Source organism: Noviherbaspirillum sedimenti (genome assembly GCF_003590835.1).
Lineage (GTDB): Bacteria > Pseudomonadota > Gammaproteobacteria > Burkholderiales > Burkholderiaceae_D > Paucimonas > Paucimonas sedimenti.
This window is the reverse complement of sequence record NZ_QYUQ01000002.1, coordinates 2,044,011-2,059,519: the sequence shown is the minus strand read 5'-3', so window position 1 is coordinate 2,059,519 and position 15,509 is coordinate 2,044,011. Positions and strand designations below refer to the sequence as shown.

The 15,509-nt window shown below is 60.4% G+C and carries 11 protein-coding genes; all 11 read left to right on the top strand.

Annotated elements, in window-relative coordinates; all coding sequences use genetic code 11:
* Nucleotides 1–8: 8 nt before the first annotated feature.
* The 11 genes from D3878_RS09585 to ppc all read left to right on the top strand — a co-directional run bounded on the left by D3878_RS09585 (nt 9) and on the right by ppc (nt 15,505).
* Nucleotides 9–1,517, top strand: a complete 1,509-nt coding sequence (locus tag D3878_RS09585) for a sugar ABC transporter ATP-binding protein (RefSeq protein ID WP_233556293.1) — start codon at nt 9–11, stop codon at nt 1,515–1,517.
* A 10-nt stretch (nt 1,518–1,527) separates the two neighbouring features.
* Nucleotides 1,528–2,592: an ABC transporter permease subunit gene (locus D3878_RS09580; protein ID WP_420799509.1), complete on the top strand. Its 1,065-nt coding sequence runs from the start codon at nt 1,528–1,530 to the stop codon at nt 2,590–2,592.
* A gap of 4 nt (nt 2,593–2,596) precedes the next feature.
* Entirely contained in the window at nt 2,597–3,574 is a 978-nt protein-coding gene (locus D3878_RS09575; RefSeq protein WP_119785263.1) for a carbohydrate kinase family protein, read from the top strand.
* Between the two features lie 308 nt (nt 3,575–3,882).
* Nucleotides 3,883–5,118: a maltoporin gene (locus D3878_RS09570; protein ID WP_158592227.1), complete on the top strand. Its 1,236-nt coding sequence runs from the start codon at nt 3,883–3,885 to the stop codon at nt 5,116–5,118.
* Nucleotides 5,119–5,184: 66 nt separating this feature from the next.
* A complete protein-coding gene (pgi, locus tag D3878_RS09565) occupies nt 5,185–6,828 on the top strand; it encodes a glucose-6-phosphate isomerase (RefSeq protein ID WP_119785261.1) in 1,644 nt (547 codons plus the stop codon).
* A complete protein-coding gene (locus D3878_RS09560; RefSeq protein ID WP_119785260.1) occupies nt 6,825–7,979 on the top strand; it encodes an aldose 1-epimerase family protein in 1,155 nt (384 codons plus the stop codon). Before pgi ends, D3878_RS09560 begins: the two co-directional genes overlap by 4 nt.
* Before the next feature lie 10 nt (nt 7,980–7,989).
* A complete protein-coding gene (edd, locus tag D3878_RS09555) occupies nt 7,990–9,825 on the top strand; it encodes a phosphogluconate dehydratase (protein WP_119785259.1) in 1,836 nt (611 codons plus the stop codon).
* 10 nt (nt 9,826–9,835) lie between these two features.
* Nucleotides 9,836–10,531, top strand: coding sequence for a bifunctional 4-hydroxy-2-oxoglutarate aldolase/2-dehydro-3-deoxy-phosphogluconate aldolase (gene eda / locus D3878_RS09550; RefSeq protein WP_119785258.1), 696 nt, complete (start codon nt 9,836–9,838; stop codon nt 10,529–10,531).
* Entirely contained in the window at nt 10,524–11,981 is a 1,458-nt protein-coding gene (gene zwf / locus D3878_RS09545; protein WP_119785257.1) for a glucose-6-phosphate dehydrogenase, read from the top strand. The genes eda and zwf overlap by 8 nt, the downstream gene beginning before the upstream one ends.
* Nucleotides 11,981–12,685 carry a 6-phosphogluconolactonase gene (gene pgl / locus D3878_RS09540; protein ID WP_158592226.1) on the top strand — a complete coding sequence of 235 codons (705 nt, stop codon included), beginning with the start codon at nt 11,981–11,983 and terminating at the stop codon, nt 12,683–12,685. The genes zwf and pgl overlap by 1 nt, the downstream gene beginning before the upstream one ends.
* 99 nt (nt 12,686–12,784) lie before the next feature.
* Nucleotides 12,785–15,505, top strand: a complete 2,721-nt coding sequence (gene ppc / locus D3878_RS09535; RefSeq protein WP_119785255.1) for a phosphoenolpyruvate carboxylase — start codon at nt 12,785–12,787, stop codon at nt 15,503–15,505.
* Nucleotides 15,506–15,509: the final 4 nt, after the last annotated feature.

The following is a 15,509-nucleotide window of genomic DNA, read 5'->3' as shown; positions in this document are numbered from 1 at the left end:
GAGGACCTATGGAATCTCCAATGCAGCAGGCGGTGCTCGAAGTGTCGGGCATCAAAAAGAGTTTTGGCGCCGTCAGGGTGCTGAATGGCGTGAAGCTGCGCGTGTTTGGCGGCGAAATCCACGCCTTGATGGGCGAGAACGGCGCCGGCAAAAGCACGCTGATGAAAATCCTTGCCGGCGTATACCAGCCTGACGAAGGCGAGATCCGGGTTGCCGGGGAAAAGGTGCGCATCGCCGATCCGGCAACTGCACGCGGTCTGGGCATCAACCTGATTTACCAGGAACTGTCGGTGGCGCCCAACCTGAGCGTGGCGGAAAACATCTTCATGGGGGCGGAGCCGCGCAACCACCTGGGCATGGTCAACCTCGACCAGATGCATCGCCGCACGGAAGAAGTGCTGGAAATGCTGGGCGCGCGCTTTGCCCCGGACACGCTGGCCAGCGAGCTTTCCATCGCCGATCAGCAGCAGGTGGAAATCGCCCGCGCGCTGATTCACAAGAGCCGCGTCCTGATCATGGATGAGCCGACGGCGGCGTTGTCGGATCGTGAAACGGAGCGCCTGTTCGAGGTGATGCGGCGCCTGCGCGACGACGGCATCGCCATCATCTATATCAGCCATCGCATGGCCGAGGTGCGCATGCTTGCGGACCGGGTGAGCGTGCTGCGCGACGGCACTTTCATCGGTGAACTGGACCGGCAAGAGGCAACGCCGGATGCCGTCGTCAAGATGATGGTGGGCCGCGAACTGGGCGCGTTTTACGAACACGCCTCGTCGCGCCAGCCGGGACCGGTGCGCCTGAAAGTCAATGCCTTGCACGGCGGCAGGGTGGCGCCCCTGTCGATGACGGTCCGCGCCGGGGAAATCGTCGGCCTGGCGGGCCTCGTCGGGGCTGGCCGCACCGAGCTGGCGCGCCTGATCTTCGGCGCCGACAAAAGCGCCGGCGGCAGCATCGAGCTCGACGGCAAGGTGGTATCGATCCGCCATCCGGCCGACGCGATACGCCAGGGCATCGGCTACGTGCCGGAAGACCGCAAGGGGCAGGGCTTGTTCCTGCAATTGCCTTCACTGGTCAATATCACGATGAATGTGCTGCGCCGGCATTCCCGCTGGTGTGTATTGAAACAGGCCGAACTGATGCGGATCACCGAAAGCGCCATCAAGCGCCTGGCGGTGAAGGGCGCCGGACCCAGGGGGATCATCGGCGGCATGTCCGGCGGGAACCAGCAGAAGCTGCTGTTTGCCCGCTGGCTGGAAATCAATCCCAGGGTGCTGATTCTCGACGAGCCGACGCGCGGCGTCGACATCGGCGCCAAGCAGGAAATCTACAAAATCATCCACGAACTGGCCGATGCCGGCGTGGCGGTGATCTGCATCTCCAGCGAGTTACCCGAAATCATAGGCATCTGCGACCGCGTCCTCGTCATGCGCGAAGGATCGCTCATGGGCGAACTCGGCGGCGACCGCATTACCCAGGAAAACATCATGGCTTTGGCAACCTATGCCAAGGCAGCATAAGGAAAGCATCATGCACGGCAACACCACCAAAACAGTTATGACAGCAACGTCGCCTGGGCAACTCATGCCGCAGATAGAGAAGGAAAGCATCATGCACAGCAATATGGGCAAAACCATTCGCAAAGCATTCGGCGCCATGGGCATGCTGCCCGTCTTGATTGCGCTGTATCTCGCGTTCTACTTCCTGACAGGCTATTTCTCGGAAGACGGCGTGTCGAACTTTGCGACGACCGCCAACACCATGAATATCCTGCGCCAGACCTCGATCAACCTGGTGCTGGCGACCGGCATGACCTTCGTGATCCTCACCTGCGGCATCGACTTGTCGGTGGGCTCGATGCTGGCCGTGTCGGCGGTGCTCGGGATGCTGACTTCACTATCGCCGGAACTGGCCTGGCTATCCCTGCCGGCGTTCCTGCTCTCCGGCCTGGTGATGGGCTTGCTCAACGGCGTGCTGGTTGCCGGATTCAAGATCAATCCCTTCGTGGTCACCCTGGGCACCATGACGGCCCTGCGCGGCGCAGCCTTCCTCTTCGCCGATGGCACCACGATCCTGAATCGCGACATTCCCAGTTTCGCCTGGATCGGCAACGCGGAGTTGCTCGGCTTGCCCTACCTGGTATGGGTCGCCGCCGCCCTGGTGCTGTTGTCCTGGTTTATCTTGCGGCGCACCGTGCTTGGCATGCATATCTATGCCGTCGGCGGCAACCTGCAGGCAGCCCGGCTGACGGGCATCAAGGTCTCGCTGGTGCTGGCATTCGTGTATGCATTCAGCGGCCTGTGCTCGGGAGTGGCCGGCGCGATGTCGGCGAGCCGGCTGTACGGCGCCAACGGCAACTGGGGCAGCGGTTATGAACTCGACGCCATCGCCGCCGTCGTGCTGGGCGGGACCAGCCTGATGGGCGGCGTGGGTTCGATCTGGGGCACGGTGATCGGCGCCCTGATCATCGGCCTGATGAACAATGGCCTCACCATCCTGGGCCTGTCGTCCTTCTGGCAGTATGTCGCCAAGGGCGTGGTCATCGTTCTCGCCGTCATGCTGGACCGCTGGCGTCATCAAAGCCAGGTGAACTGAGATCATGGCGACGATCCCTTTTCCGCGTTACGTGGTCTTTGGCGAAGCCTTGACAGACATGATACGCCAGGACGATGGCTCCTGGCGCGCGATGCCCGGCGGCTCTTGCTGGAATGTGGCGCGGGTCGGCGCCCGCCTGGGCGTGCCGACCGGCTTTGCCGGCGCGGTCAGCATGGACATGTTCGGCGACGACCTTGAACGCATGGGAAACGAAGCCGGGCTGGACCGCCGCTTCCTGCAACGCGTCGATGCGCTGCCTTTTCTGGCCATGGTGACGTCAAAAAATCCGCCGAGCTATTTTTTCATTGGCGAAAACAGCGCCGACCTCCAGTTCGACCCGGCCCTGCTGCCCGAGGGCTGGCTGCGGGCGGCGGAAGTGATCCATGTCGGCAGCTTGAGCCTGGCGCGGCAGCCTTTGGCCGCACGGCTGGTGGAACAGGCCATCGCGGCGCATCGCGCCGGCAAGCGCATCGCCTTTGACCCCAACATGCGGCAGCACATGGACACCGCCCAGTATCAGGAAACATTCCGGCTGCTCGCTTCCATTGCGAGCTACATCAAGGTATCCGACGAAGACCTGGAGGGACTTTTTCCAGGCCTGTCACCGGCACAGGGGCTCACGGCATTGCGCCAGCTGGCCCCCGGCGCCGAGATCCTGTTGACGCGGGGAGCGGCGGGCATGAGCCTGCTGCGCGGCGACAGCGTCTGGGAACAGCCGGCATTCCGCGTGGAAGTGGCGGACACCGTCGGCTGCGGCGATGCCGCCATGGCCGGATGGATGAGCAGTCTCTTGCTTTTTCCGGGTAGCGCGCCGGCCCGCCATCTGCAGACCATTGCAGCGGTCGCAGCCCTGGCGGCAACCCGGGCCGGGCCCTACGCGCCGTGCCGCGACGAGGTCGCATTACTGCTGAATCAGAGAAAGCAAGGCGCAAGCGCATCGTCAATACAGGTTTGTCAGCTGGCTTCTTTGGCCAATCATTGAAAAAGGAGAGGGAGCGAAAGTCAGGTAAAACAGCACAGCGATGCGCAGATAAAGATTGATCCCGTTTGGTCGGGAGGGGGACATTTTTCCTGTAAGCCGGGAAACCACTCCGAGACAAAACGATGATTGGTGAAGGAAGCTTTCCCGCTACGACGGGAAGGAGAGGGCGCTTTTTTTCCGAAATTCGGCAGCGTCCCCAAAGGAACATGAAAAACGGCATCGGCCGCTGTTCAAGTCGCATCGACGTACAAAAAAACAGGATCGCTACACAGGATAGCCGTCCAATGACAAAAATTCAAGGAGACTGTATGAAGAAGCATTATCTGAAACAAATTGGACTGGCCGCCGCCGTCATGGCAGTCGGCCAAAGTGGTTTGGCCCTGGATTTCAACGGGTATTTTCGCGCCAATGGCGGCTCAAATTCCGCCGGCGGCGCCCAGACCTGTTTCGGCCTGGCAGGCGCGGGCTCGAAATATCGCCTCGGTAACGAATGCGGCATCTATGGCGAGCTGCTGTTAGGCCAGGATATCGCCAAGGTCGAGAACGGCCCCGGCTTCAAAGCCCATGTCATGCTCGGCCTGAGCAACGCCACCGCCAATTCGCCGAGCCTGACCAAAGGCGGCGGCGAAGTCGACCTCCCGCAAGTGTATCTGACGGCAGACAAGATACCGGAACTTGGCGGCGCAACCGCCTGGATGGGGCGCCGCTATTACAAGCGCGAAGACGTCCATATCACCGATTTCTTTTACTGGAATCCGTCCGGATTCGGCGTCGGCCTGGAAGATTTGCCGGTCGGCGACCTGAAGTTCAGCTATGCGCTCTTGCGCGATGACAGGCAAACGATGCCGACTATGCAGAACGGCGATTCATCCACGCGCCATGACTTCCAGTTGCGCGGCTTGAAAGTCAATCGCGGCGGCACCCTGGAATTCGGGCTTGCGCTGATCGCCAAGGATAGCAATCTGCCGAATCGCCACGGCGGCTCCATGCTGACCGTGCAGCATCGCCAGACCGGATTGTTTCTGGAGGGTGAAAACAAGCTGGCAGTGCAGTACGGCACTGGCGCTGGCGTCGCCAACGGCGGCACCGGCGATACGTCCAATGGCAGCGATGTGCGCCGTTTCCGGATTGTCGACGGCCTGTACGCGCAAATCAATGAAAAACTTGGCGGGCAATTGATCGCCGTCTACCAGAAAGATACCGCCAACGACCCCGCGAAATCCGCAGTCTGGACGAGCCTGGGAGGGCGTGTCTCTTATGGCTTGACTAATCACATCAAGCTGCTGGCCGATCTCGGGCAAGACCGCGTGACGCCGCAAGGCGGCGAAACGCGCCGGCTGACGAAGTTCACGCTCGCGGCAGCGCTGTCGCGTGGCCCTGGCTATTACGCCCGGCCGGAGCTTCGGGTGTTCTATACGCGCGCAAACTGGAACAACGCGGCCCGCACCGCGGCTGCGGCGGGCGACCCGTTGTCGGCCAGCGGCGTGTTCGGCAATGCCAACAAGGGTTCGGTGATCGGCATCACTGCCGAGACGTGGTGGTAAGCCGCACGGGGAATTGAAAAATTTCCCGATTTTAAAGTTTGTTGAATTTCAAGGATATTTTGCGCGATGAAAACACTCGATAAAACCGATGCCTGGGTAAGCTTGCAGGCGCACTTCAACGAAACGCATGCCACGCACATGCGCGACTTGTTCGTCACCGATCCCGGGCGCAGCAAACGCTTCAGCCTTGATGTGGCGGGCATTTTCTGCGACTACTCAAAAAATCGCATTAACGACACGACGCGCGAACTTCTTGTGCAACTGGCGCGCGAGCGAGGCGTCGAGGCGCGCCGGGACGCCATGTTCAGCGGTGCGCCCATCAATCGCACCGAGGGCAGGTCCGTACTCCATACCGCCCTGCGCAGCAAGGAAGCCTTGTCGGTCATGGGCGTGGATGTCGCCGCAGCGGTCGTCAGGGAAAAGAACAGGATGGCGGCATTCAGTGAAGCCGTGCGTAACGGTGTGCCTGGCGTTGCCGGCAAGGGCATGATTCGCGATGTGATCAACATCGGCATCGGCGGATCGGATCTTGGCCCCAAGATGGTGACGCAAGCGCTGCCGGTGACCGGTCCGCGCCTGCATTTTCTATCCAATCCGGACTCCAATGCGGTGCATCGCATCCTGGAAAAACTCTGTGCGGAGGAAACCCTGGTGATCGTATCGTCCAAGACGTTTACGACGCAGGAGTCGCTGACTAACTTCCACACGGTAAAGCAATGGTTGAGCGAATTTCTGGGCAGCGAACGTGACGCCATGGCGCAGTGCGTCGCCGTCACCGCCAACCCGGCCGCCGCGGCAGCCCTGGGATTCGCCGAAGAGCGCACCTTTGTTTTCTGGAACTGGGTGGGCGGGCGCTATTCCCTGTGGTCGGCGATCGGCCTGCCAATCATGCTGGCGATCGGCGCCGACCAGTTCGAGCTCCTGCTCGACGGCGCGCGCGCAATGGATCAGCATTTTCGCCATGCCGCCCTGGAAGAAAATATGCCGGTCCTGCTGGCGCTGCTGGGGATCTGGTATCGCAACTTTCATCATGCGCCCAGCCACATGATCGCGCCCTATGACGCGCGGCTGGGTGAAGTCGTCCCGTATGTGCAGCAGCTTGACATGGAAAGCAATGGCAAGCGTGTGGATATCCGGGGTAACGAGCTTGGCTATGGCACCGGACCATTGATCTGGGGTGGCCTTGGCATCAATGGGCAGCATGCGTACTTTCAGCTGCTGCATCAGGGCACGCACTGGATCCCGGTCGACTTTATCGGCGTCATGCATAGTCCAGGCAGCATAACCGAACACCAGTGGGTGGTTCATGCCAACATGCTGGCCCAGGCGGAGGCATTGATGCTGGGGCGTAGCACCGCGCAAACGTATCGGGAATTGCGGACGGCGGGGTTAAGTCTCGAGCGTAGCGAGTACCTGGCGCGACACCGCACTTTCCCGGGCAATATCCCGTCGACGACCTTGCTGCTGGATACCTTGACGCCGCGAACCCTGGGCGCCCTGATCGCACTTTACGAACACAAGGTGTTTGTGCAGGGCGTGATCTGGGACATCAATTCCTTCGACCAGTGCGGTGTGGAACTCGGCAAGCAGTTGAGTACGGATATTTTCGCGGAACTGGCGGGCGCCGCGCCGGTCGTCCATGACGCGTCGACTACTGCCCTGATTGCCCGGATCAAGCGGTTTGACAATCCCGAGCCGACGCATTCATGAGCACGTCTTTCGATACTTTACCTGCCGTGTCTCTGAGTGCAAACGCCTCGTCCTGCGCGCCGGCCGCACCATTCGTGCGCTTTATGAAACTGGAGGGCGGCCTGCGGGATGGCGTCGAGGTCTGTGAAGTGCACAATGGCAGGCTCAGGCTGTGGCTGTTGCCACAACGCGGCATGGGGATCTGGAAGGCCTGGCTGGATGGCTTCGAAATCGGCTGGCAGGCGCCGATCCGCGGGCCCGTGAATCCCCGTTTCGTGCCGCTCGCTGAACCGGACGGCCTCGGCTGGCTCGATGGTTTCGACGAGCTGCTGTGCCGTTGCGGCCTGGAGAGCAATGGCGCGCCAGAATTCGATGCGCGCGGCATCCTGCGCTATCCGCTGCACGGCAGGATCGCCAACTTGCCTGCCCGGTGCGTGGATGCGCAAATCGATGCGCAGACTGGCGAGATCGCCGTCAGCGCGGAAGTCGATGAGAGTCGTCTCCATGCGCAGAAGCTGCGTTTGCAATCGACGACGTCCAGCGCGGCGCACAGCAACACGATCCGGGTGCGGGACCGGATAACAAACCTGTCGGCCAGGCAGGGAAGCGGCCAGATGCTGTACCACATCAACTTCGGCGCGCCCTTGCTCGACGCCGGCTCGCGCATTCATGCGCCGGTACGCACCCTGGTGCCGCGCACGTCCCATGCCGCCGCCAGTGTCGAACAGTGGGATAGCATTGAAGCGCCCGATGCGCAATTCCAGGAGCAGGTTTATTTTCTCGATCTGCTGGCCGATGAGCAAGGGCAGACCCAGGTGCTGCTTCACAATGCCAGCGCTGAGCGGGGCGTCAGCCTGCACTTCAGCCGCAGCCAATTGCCATGCTTTACCCTCTGGAAAAATACCGCAGCCATGGCCGATGGCTACGTGGTTGGCCTGGAGCCCGGGATCAATTTTCCAAATCCGCGTTCCTTCGAAGCGCGCCATGGTCGCGTTGCCGCGCTCGATGCCGGCCAGTCGAGGGAGTTGGCGCTCGATATCGAAATTCACGGCAGCGCCGCCAGTGTGGCACAGGCGGCTGCGGCAATTGCACGCTTGCAGGCCACCGTGACTCCCACCCTGCACGCCGCGCCGCTGTCCGGCTGGAGTGCCGAAGCAAGCCGTCAAGATTAAGGAGAAGAATATGTTGAATGAAAAAATTGCCGCGGTGACGCGACGCATACAAGAACGAAGTTCCCTCTTGCGGGAGCAATATCTGCAACAGGTGCGGCATGCTGCAAAGTACACGGCAGCGCGTCAGCATGTCTCGTGCACGAATTTCGCGCACGCGATTGCGGCGGTCGAACGTGCCGACAAAATCCGCCTGCGGGAAGAGCGTCCGCCCAACCTGGCGATTGTGTCATCCTACAACGACATGCTGTCGGCCCATCAGCCTTACCAGCGCTTTCCACAGATTATCAAAGAAGCGGCGCGGCAGGCGGGAGCGGTGGCGCAGTTTGCCGGCGGCGTTCCGGCGATGTGCGATGGCGTTACCCAGGGCCAGCCAGGGATGGAGTTGTCCTTGTTCAGCCGCGATGTGATTGCCATGGCGACCGCCGTGGCCCTGTCCCACGGCGTCTTTGATGCCGCCCTGTACATGGGAGTGTGCGACAAGATTGTCCCGGGCCTGCTGATCGGCGCGCTGCAGTTCGGGCATTTGCCCGCGATTTTTATTCCGGCCGGGCCCATGACCTCGGGCCTGTCCAATGACGAGAAGGCAAAAATTCGCCAGCTTCACGCGCAGGGCAAGCTTGATCGTGCCGCCTTGCTCGAGGCCGAACTCAAGGCTTACCACGGCCCCGGCACCTGCACTTTCTATGGCACCGCCAACAGCAACCAGATGCTGATGGAGATCATGGGGCTGCATTTGCCCGGTGCTGCTTTCGTGACGCCCGATACGCCCCTGCGCGATGCGTTGACGGCGGCAGCGGCCCAGCGGGTAGCCCGGTTGACGTTCGGCAGCAAGGAATTCACCCCTATCGCGGAAGTGATTGATGAAAAGGCGATCGTCAACGGCATCGTCGGTCTGCTGGCGACAGGTGGATCGACCAACCATACCATCCATCTGGTGGCGATTGCCCGCGCCGCCGGTATCGTGATCGACTGGAGCGATTTTTCCGATCTCTCATCGGTCGTGCCGAGCCTGGCACGGATCTACCCGAATGGCAGTGCGGACGTGAACCATTTTCATGCGGCGGGCGGGATGGGATTCCTGATCCGCGAACTGTTGGCAAACGGCCTGCTGCATGCCGATGTGCGTACCGTGGCTGGCCCCGGATTGGGCCATTACAGCCAGGAGCCTTTCCTGGACAACGGCCAGTTGTCATGGCGCGAAGCGCCCGGCGAAAGCGGCGATCCGGAAGTGCTTCGACCCTGTGCCGATGCATTTGTGGCGGACGGTGGCCTGAAACTGCTTACCGGAAATCTGGGCCGGGCAATCATCAAGGTGTCATCGGTGAAACCGCAGCATCGGGTGGTGGAGGCGCCTGCCCTGGTTTTCGATAGCCAGGAGGCGGTGCTGGAGGCGTTCGAACGCGGGGAATTGAACCGCGACTTCGTCGCCGTGCTGCGCTTTCAAGGTCCGCGCGCCAATGGCATGCCGGAACTGCACAAGCTGACGCCGGCCTTGGGCCTGCTGCAGGAACAGGGTTACAAGGTGGCCCTGGTGACCGACGGCCGCATGTCCGGCGCATCCGGCAAGGTGCCTGCCGCCATCCATGTCACACCGGAATGTCGGGCCGGCGGCTTCCTGGCGCGGGTGCGCGATGGCGATGTGATCCGCCTTGATTCCGAGGCCGGCATTCTGCAGGCGATCACGCCGGGCGATGAGCTGGCTCGGCGCCCGATGCCGGAAACAGACCTTTCCATGAATGGCTTTGGCTGCGGTCGTGAACTCTTCGCCACGGCCCGAGAAAACGCAACCAGTGCCGAACAGGGCGCAATCACTTTTTTGGGGGCGTTGACCGCTCCCGCGGCTTAAGGAGCGCAACATGAACATAAAGGAAATTCTTGCCGCCAGTCCGGTGATGCCGGTAATCGTGGCCAATGACGTCACCGCCGGTGTGGCGCTCGCCCGCGCCCTGGTCAATGGCGGTATCCGGGTGCTCGAGGTGACCCTGCGCACTCCGCAGGCACTGGATGTCATTCGTGGCATCTGTAATGAAGTGCCGCAGGCGATTGTGGGGGCCGGGACGATTACCAGGGCCGGCGATATCGACGCCGTGCTCAAGGCCGGTGCGATGTTCGGTGTGTCGCCTGGTCATACGCCGTCGCTGCTTTGCGCGGCCGCTGGCAGCGGCCTGCCCTTTCTGCCGGGCGTAATGACGCCCTCGGACGTGATTGCGGCACGGGAGGCGGGTTACGCGGCATTGAAGCTGTTTCCGGCCCAGCAGGCAGGCGGCATCGAGATGCTCAATGCCATGGCCGGGCCTTTTCCGGACGTGGTGTTCTGCCCCACGGGTGGTGTCAATCCGGAGAATGCGGCGCAGTTCCTGGCGCTGAAAAACGTCGCTTGTGTCGGCGGTTCCTGGCTGGTGCCGCCGGCGCTGGTGGCCCGAGGCGAGTGGCTGGCGATCCAGTCGCTCGCTGTCCAGGCGGCAGCTCTGGGAAATGCGCGGGGACCAGGGGCAGCCACAATCGAACGTGCCAACTCGCACTGCGATGGGAAGAATGAACAGAATGCATAAGCCAATGGAAGTCGATCTGGTTATTTTCGGTGGCACCGGCGACCTTGCCATGCGCAAGTTGCTGCCGGCGCTCTACCACTTGTATTGCGATGGCCTGCTGGCATCCGGCGCACGCATTGTCGGAGTCGCCCGCGAGGAGTTGGACCGCGCTGCTTACCAGGCCAGCGCGCGACAGCAGTGCGAAGGCCATCTGGGCAAAAATTTTTCGGAATCCAAGTGGGAAGGATTTACCGCCCAACTCTACTATTGCACGATTGATGCCCGCAAGCTGACGTCTTATGCATCGCTGGCCGAATGCCTCGGCAGCCGCAATGATCGTGACCGGGTATTTTATTTGTCGACCTCGGCTGCCCTGTTCGCCGATATCTGCAGGAATCTGAGCGAAACAGGATTGATCAGCCCGCAGTCGCGGGTAGTTCTGGAAAAGCCGCTGGGCCATGATCTGGAATCGTCGCGCCAGATCAATGACCAGGTGGGGCAATTCTTCCATGAAACGCAGATCTATCGCATTGACCACTACCTTGGCAAGGAACCCGTGCAAAACTTGCTTGCTTTACGGTTTGGCAATGCTTTATTCGAACCATTGTGGCGACGGGATTGCGTGCGTGATGTCCAGATCACCGTCGCGGAACAGCTAGGTGTCGAGTCTCGCGGGGAGTTTTACGATGGTACCGGCGCACTCAGGGACATGTTGCAGAACCATTTACTGCAATTGCTGTGCATCGTTGCCATGGAACCTCCAGCGTCGATTGCGCCTGACGTGGTGCGGGATGAAAAACTGAAGATCCTACGAGCACTGCGCCCCATCAAAGGGCATGACGTCGCGGCAAAGACCGTGCGCGGCCAGTATCGTGCCGGCGCGATCGCGGGCAAGCCGGTCCGTGGCTATCTCGAAGAAGATGATGTCCCCAACGATAGCGACACGGAAACCTTCGTTTCCATCAAGGCTGAAATCGATACCTGGCGCTGGGCCGGCGTGCCATTTTTTCTACGCACCGGCAAACGCATGCAGGAAAAGCTGGCAGAAATTGTCGTCAATTTTCGCGAACCGCCGCATACCATTTTCAACTCTCCGGTTGGCGCATTTACCAATCGCATGGTGATCCGCATGCAGCCCGAGGAAACTGTCGAACTGCATTTGCTGGCGAAACAACCCGGTGAAGAGGTGCAGTTGCGGCCGGTGCAACTCAACCTGGATTTCTCTGAAACGTTTCGCACCCGCCGTCTGGAAGCCTACGAACGGTTGCTGATCGACGTGATGCGGGCCAACCTCACCTTGTTCGTCCGCCGTGATGAGCAGGAGGCTGCGTGGAGCTGGGTGGAATCCATCATGGCAGGCTGGCAGGCTTCCCAGGAAAGGCCGCGGAACTATACCGCCGGCACCTGGGGACCGGCGGCATCCAATAGCTTGATGGCTAGCAGCGGCCTTCAATGGCACGAGGAAATCTGATGAGTGAGATCCTGCGAAACGACTATGCCACGCAAGCGGATCTGGATGAGGCCCTCGCAGGGTTTGTCGCCGACAAACTCGCCGAGGCGATTGCGCTTCGCGGCAAAGCCAGCATGGTGGTTTCAGGCGGCAACACGCCTAAGGGCTTTTTTGAGCGCTTGTCCCAGCGGCCTCTGCCGTGGGCTCAGGTCAGCCTGACCTTGGCGGACGAACGTTGGTTGCCGTCTTCCGACCAGCACAGCAATGAAGCCGGCATCCGCAGCAACCTGCTCCGCAACGCCGCTGCCGAAGCCCATTTCGTCCCGCTCTTTGACGGCTCGGCGACAGCGGCGGCGGCGGTGCCGGCGGTCGCCCAACGCCTGGCGTGCATGGCGCGGCCCTTCGATGTGGTAATCCTCGGCATGGGCATCGATGGCCATACGGCCTCTCTTTTTAGCGGAACCCAAGAGGGGCTGCAGGACGGGGGCGATATGCTGCCCTGCGTTGCAGTACCCGCACCATCGGAGCCCAATGTGCCGGTGCCCCGCCTGAGCCTGACTGCAGCAACTTTGACTGATTGTCGCCACTTGGTATTGCACATCACCGGCGTCGCCAAGCGGGAACTGCTTCAGCAGGCGCTGCGGCCCGGCCCTGTCGCAGAGTTGCCTGTCCGGCTCGCCCTGCGCCAGGAACGTCCGCCCTGCCGGGTATATTGGGCTCCTTGAACCCAGCCTGCTTTTCGCTCCGCCACAATTCAAAAAAGCGCCATGTCCACTATAAACGCCTCAACAGAACTTACATCCGTGTCAGATAAACATAACTGCATGCTGCGCAAGAACATCCGCATGCTCGGCGGCATGCTCGGTGACATCATACGTACCCAGCATGGCGAAGAGATATTCAATCTGGTCGAGCAAGTGCGAACGATCTCGCTTCGATTTCATCGGCAGCACGATCCTGCTGCGGAGCAGGAGCTCGGCAATATATTCTCGACGCTCTCAATCGACCAAACCAACATTTTAATCCGCGCCTTCAGCTACTTTTCACAGCTCGCAAATATTGCAGAAGACCAGCATCTGATTTTTTCCCATCGCCTCCGTGGGGATGAAGCCGGCAAGCCTGGTGCGAGGAGGGTGGCGCAGGTGCTGGCGCATGTCGCCGCTGCGGGAATCGCGCCGGAAGCGCTGTTGGCTACCTTGGAAGGCATGCATGTGGTGCCCGTACTGACTGCCCATCCCACTGAAGTCAAGCGCAAGAGCATACTGAACTGTCAACGTGAAATCTCTGATTTGCTATCCCGCCGCTACCGCATGACACTGACGCCGGATGAAACCGAAACGGATAATGCCGCGCTCTATAGTGCCGTTCTGCGGCTCTGGCAAACCCGCATGCTTCGCAGCGAGCGACTGACCGTGATCGATGAGGTCAAGAACGGATTGTCCTATTACGATTACACCTTTTTCCAGCAAATCCCCCGTCTTTATATTGCCCTGGAAGAAGCGATGTGCAAAGCCACCGGCAGGAAGGTGGCGCTGCCGCCATTATTGACCATGGGTAGCTGGATTGGCGGCGACCGGGATGGCAACCCATTCGTGACGGCAGACGTTCTCAAAGAAACTCTGAGTCTTCAGGTAAACCATATTCTGCAATTTTATCTGAAAGAGTTGCATGCCCTCAGTGACGAGCTATCCTTGTCGAACCTTCTGATTCCGGCGTCGCCGGCATTGATCGCTTTAGCCCATGCATCGCCAGATCAGTCGGTGCAGCGCACTGATGAACTTTATCGTCGTACCGTATTGGGCATTCGCGCAAGACTGGCAGCCACAGCGCAGAAGCTCGTGGGGCTGGACAGCGGATTGCCTTTTTCCAGGCAAGTCGAGCCGTATTCCGATGCGGATGCTTTGGCTGCTGATCTGGATGTGGTCTTTCAATCCTTGATGAGCCACGGCTCTGCACCCCTGGCGAATGGGCGCCTGCGGCGTTTGCGCCATGCGGTCGCTGTATTCGGCTTTCATTTGGCTGCCATAGATCTGCGGCAGAATTCGGAAGTGCATGAGCGAACAGTCGCTGAATTGCTGGAGGCGGTTGCACCAGGAACCTGTTACTTGCAGTTGCCAGAAGAGGAACGCATCGCCCTCCTGTCCCGCGAGTTGCAGAGCCCCCGTCCACTTGCGTCCGGTACGCTCCGCTACAGTGATGAAACAGAAGGGGAGTTGGCGATTTTCCACATCGCCGCTGACAGCCATCGCCGCTACGGCGCCGCCACAATCGGCAACTGTATCGTTTCCAAATCGGCCAGTGTTTCCGACCTCCTCGAGGTCGCAGTGTTGCTGAAGGAAGTGGGTTTGTTACGGCCGCGCGAAAGCCAGCTTGACCTCAACATTGTTCCCCTGTTTGAAACCATTGATGATTTGCGTGCCGCCGGATCGGTCATGTCGGGATTATTGCAGCTGCCTTTCTACCGCCGTCTGCTGGCGTTCCGAGGAAACATGCAGGAAGTGATGCTTGGATATTCAGACAGTAACAAGGATGGCGGTTTTCTGACATCCGGCTGGGAGCTGTACAAGGCTGAAAGGGCGCTAGTGGAAGTGTTCGCTGCCCATGACCTGACGCTACGTCTGTTCCACGGGCGCGGTGGCTCCGTTGGGCGAGGAGGCGGTTCGAGCTATGAAGCCATCCTGGCCCAACCGGCTGGCGCTGTGCAAGGGCAGATTCGGCTGACCGAACAGGGCGAAGTGATCGCATCAAAATATGGCAACCCGGAACTCGGCCGTCGCAACCTCGAAGTGCTATTGGCAGCAACCCTCGAAGCAACCATCCTGCATGACCGCGAACCGGTTCCTTGCGAGTCATACGTTGAAGCCATGGAGCTCCTTTCTGGCCACGCTTATGCGGCCTATCGTTCACTCGTCTATGAAACCGACGGATTCGAGCGCTACTTTTGGGAATCCACCGTCATTTCCGAAATTGCCGCGCTGAATATCGGGTCTCGCCCGGCATCCCGCAAGAAAACCACGTCTATCGAAGACCTGCGGGCCATACCTTGGGTATTCAGTTGGGCGCAATGCAGGCTGATGCTGCCTGCCTGGTACGGGTTCGGTAGTGCCGTCGAAGCATTTATCGCCAAGCACGGTGCACCTGGACTCGCCTTACTGCAGGAAATGCATCAGAAATGGGGGTTCTTTGCCACCACCCTTTCGAACATGGATATGGTGATTGCCAAAACAAATTTGGGAATTGCCTCACGCTATGCTGGTCTGGTGAAGGACGCGGAACTGCGGGATGTGATTTTCCCGCGCCTTTGCGCCGAGCACAAGCGCACTGTTGCCGCGCTACAGAACATCACTGGTCAGGTCAAACTTCTGCAGCACAATCCCGTGTTGTCGGAACCGACGGCCAACCGCTTTCCTTATCTGGATCCAATCAACCAGGTCCAGGTCGAGCTACTGCGCCGCCGCCGCGAAAATCATGACGATGCGCTGGTTCGTCGCGGGATCCATTTGTCGATTAATGGCGTTGCCGCCGGCCTGCGCAACAGCGGATAACAAT